This is a genomic window from Enterococcus sp. FR204, from assembly GCF_031143325.1.
In the GTDB taxonomy this organism is placed as follows: Bacteria; Bacillota; Bacilli; order Lactobacillales; family Enterococcaceae; genus Enterococcus_B; species Enterococcus_B faecium.
Genome location: NZ_JAKZIW010000063.1, coordinates 1 through 9,894, shown reverse-complemented (window position 1 = coordinate 9,894; position 9,894 = coordinate 1). Strand labels below are relative to the sequence as shown.

Sequence of the window (9,894 nt, the reverse complement as noted above, 5' to 3'; positions counted from 1 at the left end):
GAATAGCATACGGAAAGAAGTTCTGCACCTTATAAAATTTGTCAAAAAAACTGTTGCCATTCCAGGTTTATGACGACTTTTGGAAGTAAAAATCCATCCATTATCTTTATAATCAGGATTGAATCTTATATGTTGGTGATTTAACTCAATTTCCTCTTTAAGAATTTCTATAGCCCTTTTAGATAATTGGACATTTCGGTAACTTTGTAAGTTTTTTACATTACCTTCATAGCTATTTTCTGCAGCTCCTCCGTGAGTGGACTGACTAATGATGATATTTTGCTTTTCAAAATATTGATAGGCACCAATATTTTGGAGTTTTCGACTCTGTAAGTCAACAGGGCCATTAGTTAGAATACCTATTGGGATGCGGTTTTTATGTAGAGCCAGCAGTAGTTGATGTATCTCAGGAATCATCGTAATCTGATCGAGTTCATATTCATAGTCAGCTTGGAAGTCTAGAGCTTCTGTCCTAGAAATACTATCGATGCCAAATTCTTCCATAGTCTTCTGACAGCGAAAAATTCTAAGCTGCTCAATACTGATGAGTTTTTTCGTGTATTTAGGAAAAGCAACATCAGACCAACATCTGAAACGTTTGTAAATGTTATCTATTTGTTGGATATCAATCGTTGGAAAACATTTCTCAACGCTACGTTTAAAGGGGAGTTGATGGTCATAAAGAGTGTTATCAAGGTCAAAAACAATATTTTTATAAGTCATAATTCTAGTCCGCTTTTAAAATAGTAGTGTACTGGCTAAATTCCTCTAAGTGTTGAGGGCTAATCTGGTTATCTGTAATGATGGTATCGAGTTGATCTAGATTATAGAAGTTAAAGAAATCGTATCGATCGAATTTAGTACTGTCTACTAATAAGAATTTTTCTACAGCATTGTTTAGGGCAAGTTGTTGAATCACACCTTCCTTGTCACTATATGTAGCAATAGAATTATGGGTAACAGCATTTGCACTAACAAAAGCTTTGGCAAATCTAATTGCTTTTAAATTTGTCGAAGCCATTGAACCTACAAAAGCTCCAGTTATTTCTCTATATTCACCGCCAAGAAGCAATAAATCAATGGTTTCGCTATCATTTAGAATCAAGAACACAGGGAGACTATTTGTAATGACACGAATTTTATAACCTTTACGACCTTTCAATTCTAATGCCAGTTGTTCAAGTGTAGTTCCGGGTCCAATAAAAATAGTATCGCCATCTTTGATTAAAGAGCAGGCTTTTTTAGCAATGTCAATTTTTTCTTTTGTATTTAGACTTTTCTTCTCGATATGTGTCTTTTCAAGTGGCTTTTTAGAGGAAAGCAATTGTGCACCACCATGAGTACGTGTTAAAAGTCCATCAGCTTCTAGAGCATCAAGGTCTCTACGGGCTGTCATATCGGAAATATCTAGTTCATCTATTATTTCTTTTATGGTTATGGTCCCATCAATCTTTAACATATCTAAAATTTTTTCTAATCGTCGTTTTTTGTTCATATGAAGACCCTTCTTTCATAAAGTAATTTTTTTCCAAAGATAATTCTCTTTTAATTGTATCATAAAAGACAATATTTTCAAGGTAAAACAAACAATTTCAAACAAAAACAAATGTTAGATGATGAAATAAGAACAGTGGATTGACGTATATTAGCTTAGGTCAGATTTTGTATAAGACGAAAATAAAGTAGGACCTCTTAATCAGTAAGTTATAGAAAGTAAAAGACTTTTGTAATACTTGAATAGATATTTCACGTCCATTTTGTGATGGATTAAATGAACAAAAATGAACAATAATTTAACGGTGTTATCTATTTTTTAAAAAAACAAATAAAAAAAACAAAAAATAAACAAAAAAAGTGTTGCTTTTTGTTTGAATGCTTGATATTATATAAACAAAGAAATGATGAAAACGTTTTTTCGAACATTTTGCAAAATGTTTTCTACTTCTACGTAGCATTTCTTTCTAAAATTTAGGAGGTGGTCAAAATGGCTATTGTTGTTGGTGCAGATCTCAAAGGTACGAGATTAAAAGATGTTGTGAAAAATTTTCTTGTAGAAGAAGGTTTTGAGGTAATTGATGTGACTAAGGACGGACAAGATTTTGTTGATGTTACCTTGGCAGTTGCCTCTGAAGTAAATAAAGATGAGCAAAACTTAGGTATTGTAATTGATGCTTATGGAGCTGGTCCATTCATGGTAGCAACTAAAATTAAAGGTATGGTTGCAGCAGAAGTTTCAGATGAACGCTCAGCTTATATGACACGTGGACATAACAATTCACGAATGATTACGGTTGGCGCTGAAATCGTCGGTGATGAGCTTGCTAAAAACATCGCTAAAGGTTTCGTCAATGGTAAATATGATGGCGGACGTCATCAAATCCGAGTAGATATGCTTAACAAGATGTGTTAAGAAAAGGAGTTAAGGAATGAGAATCGCAATTGGATGTGACCACATTGTCACAGATGAAAAAATGGCAGTATCAGAATTCTTGAAATCAAAAGGACATGAGGTCCTTGATTTCGGGACATATGACCACGCACGTACTCACTACCCTATCTATGGTAAAAAAGTCGGTGAAGCAGTAGTAAGTGGTCAAGCAGACTTGGGAGTATGTATCTGTGGTACAGGTGTCGGCATTAACAATGCAGTCAATAAAGTTCCAGGTGTTCGCTCAGCGTTGGTTCGTGATATGACATCAGCTATATATGCAAAAGAAGAGTTAAATGCGAATGTTATCGGTTTCGGTGGAAAGATTACTGGTGGTCTTCTTATGAATGACATCATTGAAGCTTTCATTGAAGCTGAGTACAAACCAACAGAAGAAAATAAAAAATTGATTGCAAAAATCGAACACGTTGAAACACATAATGCACATCAAGCAGATGAAGATTTCTTTACAGAATTCCTTGAAAGATGGGACCGTGGTGACTACCACGATTAAGGTATAACAAATGATTCTGACAGTCACACTAAATCCTTCAGTAGACATCTCTTATCCTCTAGAAACATTGAAAATTGATACAGTGAATAGGGTGAAAGATGTTAGTAAGACAGCTGGTGGAAAAGGCTTAAATGTTACTAGAGTCTTGTATGAATCTGGTGATAAAGTTACTGCTACAGGTTTCTTAGGTGGTAAAATTGGTGAATTTATTGAAAGCGAATTAGAACAATCTCCTGTTAGTCCAGCTTTTTATAAAATCTCAGGAAACACTAGAAACTGTATTGCTATCTTACACGAGGGTAACCAAACAGAAATTTTGGAACAAGGACCAACAATTTCTCATGAAGAAGCAGAAGGCTTTCTTGACCACTATAGCAATCTTATTAAACAATCAGAAGTTGTGACAATTTCAGGAAGTTTACCTTCAGGACTTCCCAACGATTATTATGAAAAACTTATCCAACTTGCTTCGGATGAAGGAGTAGCAGTCGTTTTGGATTGTTCAGGTGCACCTCTTGAAACAGTTCTAAAATCGTCGGCTAAACCTACTGCCATCAAACCTAATAATGAGGAACTTTCACAGTTGCTTGGAAAAGAAGTAACAAAAGATATTGAAGAACTCAAAGACGTTCTTAAAGAGTCACTTTTTAGTGGTATCGAATGGATAGTGGTCTCATTAGGTCGAAACGGTGCCTTTGCAAAACATGGTGATGTTTTCTATAAGGTAGATATTCCTGATATCCCAGTTGTTAATCCAGTCGGATCAGGGGACTCAACGGTAGCTGGTATTGCATCAGCTTTAAATAGTAAAAAAAGTGACGCTGACTTATTAAAACATGCGATGACATTGGGTATGTTAAATGCTCAAGAAACAATGACAGGGCATGTGAATATGACTAATTACGAAACACTAAACTCACAAATTGGAGTAAAAGAGGTATAAAAATGGTACTTACAGAACAGAAACGCAAATCTTTGGAAAAAATTTCAGATAAAAACGGTGTTATCTCAGCTTTGGCATTTGACCAACGTGGTGCTTTGAAACGTTTGATGGCACAGTATCAAGATACAGAACCAACTGTAGCTCAAATGGAAGAACTAAAGGTTTTGGTTGCTGATGAACTTACAAAATACGCTTCTTCAATGTTGCTTGACCCTGAATATGGACTTCCAGCAACAAAAGCATTGGATAAAGAAGCAGGTCTTCTTCTTGCCTATGAAAAAACAGGTTATGATACATCAAGTACAAAACGTTTGCCTGACTGCTTGGATGTTTGGTCTGCAAAACGTATCAAAGAGCAAGGCGCTGATGCCGTTAAGTTCTTGCTTTACTATGATGTAGACAGCTCAGATGAACTTAACCAACAAAAACAAGCTTATATTGAACGTGTTGGTTCTGAATGTGTCGCTGAAGATATTCCTTTCTTCTTGGAAATCCTTGCTTATGATGAAGAAATCTCAGATGCAGGTTCTGTTGAATATGCAAAAGTGAAACCTCGCAAAGTCATTGAAGCGATGAAAGTTTTCTCTGATCCACGCTTTAACATTGATGTTCTTAAAGTAGAAGTACCAGTTAACGTTAAATATGTCGAAGGTTTTGCTGATGGTGAAGTGGTTTACAGTAAAGCTGAAGCTGCTGACTTCTTTAAAGCACAAGAAGAAGCGACTAACCTTCCATACATCTACCTAAGTGCAGGTGTATCTGCTAAATTGTTCCAAGAAACATTGCAATTTGCTCACGACTCAGGTGCCAAGTTTAATGGTGTGCTTTGTGGACGTGCTACTTGGGCAGGATCTGTAGAACCTTACATCAAAGAAGGTGAAAAAGCAGCACGTGAATGGTTGCGTACTACTGGATTCGAAAATATTGATGAACTTAACAAAGTTCTTGTTAAAACAGCTAGTCCATGGACTGATAAAGTATAGTAAAAACATAAAACGGAGGATATTGTTATGAACAGAGAAGAGATGACTCTCTTAGGGTTTGAAATTGTTGCTTATGCTGGAGATGCTCGCTCTAAACTTTTAGAAGCGCTTAAAGCGGCTGAAAATGGTGATTTCGTTAAGGCAGATAGTCTTGTAGTAGAAGCAGGAAGCTGTATTGCAGAGGCTCACAATTCTCAGACAGCTATGTTGGCTCGAGAAGCTTCTGGGGAGGAACTTCCATACAGCGTTACCATGATGCATGGTCAGGACCACTTAATGACTACTGTCTTATTAAAAGATGTGATTCATCACCTCATCGAACTTTATAAAAGAGGAGCAAAATAATGCATAAACTCATTGAACTTATTGAGAAAGGGAAACCATTCTTTGAGAAAATCTCTCGAAACATCTATCTTCGTGCTATTCGTGATGGATTTATCGCTGGTATGCCAGTCATCCTTTTCTCATCTATCTTTATCCTTATTGCCTATGTCCCAAATGCTTGGGGATTCCACTGGTCAAAAGACATTGAGACCTTCTTGATGACTCCTTATAGCTATTCGATGGGTATCCTAGCATTCTTTGTTGGTGGTACTACCGCTAAAGCTTTGACGGACTCAATGAACCGTGACCTACCTGCGACCAATCAGATTAACTTCTTATCTACGATGCTAGCGTCTATGGTAGGGTTCCTTTTGATGGCAGCTGAGCCTGCAAAAGAAGGAGGCTTCTTGACAGCCTTCACGGGAACAAAAGGTCTTTTGACAGCATTTATTGCAGCCTTTGTGACAGTTAATGTTTACAAGGTCTGTGTGAAAAATAATGTTACTATTCGTATGCCTGAAGAGGTTCCACCAAATATCTCTCAAGTATTTAAAGACTTGATTCCATTCACTGTATCGGTTGTTCTCCTTTATGGATTTGAACTCATTGTTAAGGGAACTCTTGGTGTAACCGTTGCAGAATCAATCGGTACCCTTCTTGCTCCTCTCTTCTCAGCTGCAGATGGTTACCTTGGAATTACACTTATCTTTGGTGCTTATGCCTTCTTCTGGTTTGTTGGTATCCACGGTCCTTCAATTGTCGAACCAGCAATCGCTGCTATCTCTTATGCCAATATCGATGCCAACTTGCATCTTATCCAAGCTGGACAACATGCAGATAAAGTTATCACTTCTGGTACTCAAATGTTTATTGTTACCATGGGTGGAACAGGAGCTACATTGATTGTTCCATTCTTGTTCATGTGGATTTGTAAATCAGAACGTAACCGTGCCATCGGACGTGCCTCAGTTGTTCCAACATTCTTTGGGGTTAATGAGCCAATCTTATTTGGTGCACCAATCGTATTGAATCCGATTTTCTTTGTACCGTTCATTTTCGCTCCGATTGTCAACGTTTGGATCTTTAAATTCTTTGTTGACACATTGAACATGAACTCATTCTCTGCCAACCTTCCATGGGTTACTCCTGGTCCGTTGGGAATTGTACTCGGTACTAACTTCCAAGTTCTATCATTTATCTTAGCCGGACTCTTGGTAGTTGTTGATACTATCATTTATTACCCATTTGTTAAGGTATACGATGAACAAATTCTTGAAGAAGAACGTTCTGGTAAAACAAACGATGCTCTTAAAGAAAAAGTAGCTGCAAACTTCAATACTGCTAAAGCAGATGCCGTTCTTGGAAAAGCAGGCGTTGCTAAAGAAGATGTAGCAGCAAACAATAATATCACAAAAGAAACTAATGTCCTTGTTCTTTGTGCAGGTGGAGGTACAAGTGGCTTGCTTGCCAATGCCTTGAACAAAGCAGCAGCAGAATACAATGTTCCAGTCAAAGCGGCAGCGGGTAGTTATGGTGCTCACCGTGAAATGTTGCCAGAGTTTGACTTGGTTATCTTGGCTCCACAGGTCGCTTCAAACTTCGATGATATGAAGGCTGAAACAGATAAATTGGGCATTAAACTTGCAAAAACTGAAGGAGCTCAATATATCAAATTGACACGTGATGGACAAGGTGCTCTTGCATTTGTTCAACAACAGTTTGATTAATAAATTTGTAAAAGTTATTTGAGACGAGATTATTCTTTCAGTTCCTTATAATATTGTTAACCATATCATTGCATTTCATTTCATTTCCTTGGTTTCCGGAACTCAGAATATCGTCTCAAATGCTTTTTTTGAAAGGATTTATAGTTATGACTAAAACACTCCCTAAAGATTTTATTTTTGGTGGTGCTACAGCTGCTTATCAAGCAGAAGGTGCGACTCACACGGATGGTAAAGGCCCAGTTGCATGGGATAAGTATCTTGAAGACAATTATTGGTACACAGCAGAGCCTGCAAGTGATTTTTACCATAAATATCCTGTTGATTTAGAATTAGCTGAAAAATATGGCGTTAATGGTATTCGTATTTCAATTGCCTGGTCTCGTATTTTCCCAACTGGCTATGGCGAAGTAAATGAAAAAGGTGTTGAATTCTACCATAATCTTTTTGCCGAGTGCCACAAACGTCATGTTGAGCCATTCGTGACTTTGCACCACTTTGACACACCAGAAGTTCTTCACTCAGATGGAGATTTCTTAAACCGCGAAAATATAGAACACTTTGTAGATTATGCCGCTTTCTGTTTTGAAGAGTTCCCAGAAGTAAACTACTGGACAACTTTCAATGAAATTGGCCCAATTGGAGATGGTCAATACTTGGTTGGTAAATTCCCTCCAGGCATTCAATATGATCTTGCCAAAGTCTTCCAATCACACCACAATATGATGGTTTCTCATGCACGTGCTGTGAAATTGTATAAAGATAAAGGTTATAAAGGCGAAATTGGTGTAGTACATGCGTTGCCAACCAAATACCCTTATGATCCAGAAAATCCAGCAGATGTTCGTGCCGCTGAGTTAGAAGATATCATCCATAACAAATTTATCTTGGATGCAACCTACCTTGGACACTATTCAGATAAAACGATGGAAGGGGTCAACCACATCCTAGCTGAAAATGGTGGAGAACTTGATCTTCGTGATGAAGACTTCCAAGCACTTGAAGCAGCTAAAGATTTGAACGATTTCCTTGGTATCAACTACTACATGAGTGATTGGATGCAAGCCTTTGATGGTGAGACTGAAATCATTCACAATGGTAAGGGTGAAAAAGGAAGTTCTAAGTACCAGATTAAAGGTGTTGGTCGCCGAATCGCACCAGATTATGTGCCTAGAACGGATTGGGACTGGATTATTTATCCTGAAGGCTTGTATGACCAAATCATGCGAGTGAAAAATGATTATCCAAACTACAAGAAGATTTACATCACTGAAAACGGTCTTGGATACAAAGATGAGTTTGTAGATAATACCGTTTATGATGATGGTCGTATTGATTACGTGAAGAAACACTTGGAAGTTTTATCAGACGCAATTGCGGATGGTGCAAATGTTAAAGGTTACTTCATCTGGTCACTTATGGATGTCTTCTCATGGTCAAACGGATACGAAAAACGTTATGGACTATTCTATGTAGACTTTGACACGCAAGAACGCTATCCTAAGAAATCAGCTCATTGGTATAAGAAAGTAGCAGAAACTCAAGTGATAGAGTAATATTACTTGAAAATGTAAAAAATTGTTATCCGATACTTTAGAAAAAGTACAACACTTATTTAGACCAGGCTTTGAAAAGGTATATATTGTTAGTTTCGAAGATTGTCCTATGATTCCTGAGCTTGAAGCTACCCCCGTTGCTAAAATGTGGTAAATGGTATGTTTTAACTGGAAAAGAGTGGATTTGCCATTCTGATTTAGAGTTATCAGCATTTGAATGGGAATTTTTACAATCACTCGATGTAGAAATACGTGAGACTATTCACTTCGAGGTAAATTATTTGCCTTTCCAATAATAAAAAGAAAGGAATTAGTTGTGACTATCGAATTAAAAAACGAGTATCTTACTGTTCAGTTTAAAACACTTGGTGGTCAACTGACTTCGATTAAAGACAAGGATGGGATAGAGTATCTCTGGCAAGCTGATCCAAATTATTGGAATGGACAGGCGCCTATTCTATTTCCTATCTGTGGTAGTTTACGAAATGATTGGGCTATTTATAGACCTCAAGAAAGACCTTTTTTTACAGGTCTTATTCGTAGACATGGTTTTGTTCGAAAAGAAGAATTTATTCTGGAAGAAGTCAATGATAATAGCGTGACCTTTAGTATTAAACCAAATGCTGAGATGCTTGATAATTACCTATATCAGTTTGAACTGAGAGTTGTTTATACCTTGAATGGTAAATCAATTAGAACCGAATTTCAGGTAACGAACTTGGAAATGGAAAAAACAATGCCTTACTTTATTGGAGCCCATCCAGCATTCAATTGTCCTTTAGTAGAAGGTGAAAACTATGAGGATTATTATATTGAATTTAGTGAGGTTGAGTCTTGCTCGATACCAAAGAGTTTTCCTGAGACAGGATTATTAGATTTGCAAGATCGGACACCTTTTTTGGAAAATCAAAAGATTCTCGATTTGGACTACTCACTTTTTTCCCATGATGCCATTACACTTGACAAGCTCAAGTCTCGTAGCGTAACGCTTCGGTCAAGGAAGTCTGGTAAAGGTCTTCGAGTAGATTTTGATGATTTTCCGAACTTGATTCTGTGGTCTACAACTAATAAAAGTCCATTCATTGCTTTGGAACCTTGGAGTGGTCTCTCCACTTCACTTGAAGAAGGTAATTTCTTAGAAGATAAAAGACAGGTAACGAAAATTTCACCTCAAGAAACTTCTAGAAAAATCTATGATATTACTATCCTTAATTAAAATTTGTTATTATTTGAGTCTTCAATAAGAATTGAATACTCTTACCTTGTGATGATAGATTGGTCTTCTCCGTGCCAGTCTTACATCGCAAGGTTTTTAAGTTTTTTGTGGGTCTATGTCAACTGTAGTGGGTGACGAAAAGCTAACATCTAAAGACAGTCTGGTAGTAAAAAAATAAGATTATTTACTACTTCTTGATTTAAAAT

10 protein-coding genes and 1 pseudogene are annotated in these 9,894 nt (G+C 37.0%); 9 read left to right on the top strand and 2 right to left on the bottom strand.

Features of this window, described 5'->3' with window-relative positions:
* Both RG571_RS11100 and RG571_RS11095 read right to left on the bottom strand, forming a co-directional pair.
* On the bottom strand, positions 1–723 hold a 723-nt coding region (locus tag RG571_RS11100; protein WP_308947693.1), incomplete at its 3' end, for an HAD family hydrolase.
* A 4-nt stretch (positions 724–727) separates the two neighbouring features.
* A complete protein-coding gene (locus tag RG571_RS11095) occupies positions 728–1,495 on the bottom strand; it encodes a DeoR/GlpR family DNA-binding transcription regulator (RefSeq protein WP_002290556.1) in 768 nt (255 codons plus the stop codon).
* Positions 1,496–1,984: 489 nt separating this feature from the next.
* On the opposite strand from RG571_RS11095, the gene lacA reads away from it, so the two are divergent.
* The 9 genes and pseudogenes from lacA (at position 1,985) to RG571_RS11050 (ending at position 9,688) form a co-directional block, all read left to right on the top strand.
* The gene (gene lacA / locus RG571_RS11090) at positions 1,985–2,410 is read left to right on the top strand and encodes a galactose-6-phosphate isomerase subunit LacA (RefSeq protein WP_002290555.1); all 426 of its coding nucleotides are present in this window, start codon (positions 1,985–1,987) and stop codon (positions 2,408–2,410) included.
* A 16-nt stretch (positions 2,411–2,426) separates the two neighbouring features.
* Complete coding sequence (gene lacB / locus RG571_RS11085; protein ID WP_002290554.1) at positions 2,427–2,942, top strand: galactose-6-phosphate isomerase subunit LacB; 516 nt, start codon at positions 2,427–2,429, stop codon at positions 2,940–2,942.
* A 10-nt stretch (positions 2,943–2,952) separates the two neighbouring features.
* Positions 2,953–3,885: a tagatose-6-phosphate kinase gene (lacC, locus tag RG571_RS11080; protein WP_002290553.1), complete on the top strand. Its 933-nt coding sequence runs from the start codon at positions 2,953–2,955 to the stop codon at positions 3,883–3,885.
* A gap of 2 nt (positions 3,886–3,887) precedes the next feature.
* Positions 3,888–4,868, top strand: coding sequence for a tagatose-bisphosphate aldolase (gene lacD / locus RG571_RS11075; protein ID WP_002290551.1), 981 nt, complete (start codon positions 3,888–3,890; stop codon positions 4,866–4,868).
* 27 nt (positions 4,869–4,895) lie between these two features.
* Complete coding sequence (locus tag RG571_RS11070; protein WP_142427894.1) at positions 4,896–5,213, top strand: PTS lactose/cellobiose transporter subunit IIA; 318 nt, start codon at positions 4,896–4,898, stop codon at positions 5,211–5,213.
* Positions 5,213–6,919 (top strand): lactose-specific PTS transporter subunit EIIC, encoded by a 1,707-nt coding sequence (locus RG571_RS11065; RefSeq protein WP_142427895.1) that lies wholly within the window; start codon positions 5,213–5,215, stop codon positions 6,917–6,919. The genes RG571_RS11070 and RG571_RS11065 overlap by 1 nt, the downstream gene beginning before the upstream one ends.
* A gap of 146 nt (positions 6,920–7,065) precedes the next feature.
* Positions 7,066–8,472 (top strand): 6-phospho-beta-galactosidase, encoded by a 1,407-nt coding sequence (lacG, locus tag RG571_RS11060; protein ID WP_002290548.1) that lies wholly within the window; start codon positions 7,066–7,068, stop codon positions 8,470–8,472.
* A gap of 22 nt (positions 8,473–8,494) precedes the next feature.
* Positions 8,495–8,768, top strand: a pseudogene (locus RG571_RS11055) (DUF3884 family protein).
* Positions 8,769–8,788: 20 nt separating this feature from the next.
* The gene (locus tag RG571_RS11050; protein WP_002345823.1) at positions 8,789–9,688 is read left to right on the top strand and encodes an aldose 1-epimerase family protein; all 900 of its coding nucleotides are present in this window, start codon (positions 8,789–8,791) and stop codon (positions 9,686–9,688) included.
* Positions 9,689–9,894: the final 206 nt, after the last annotated feature.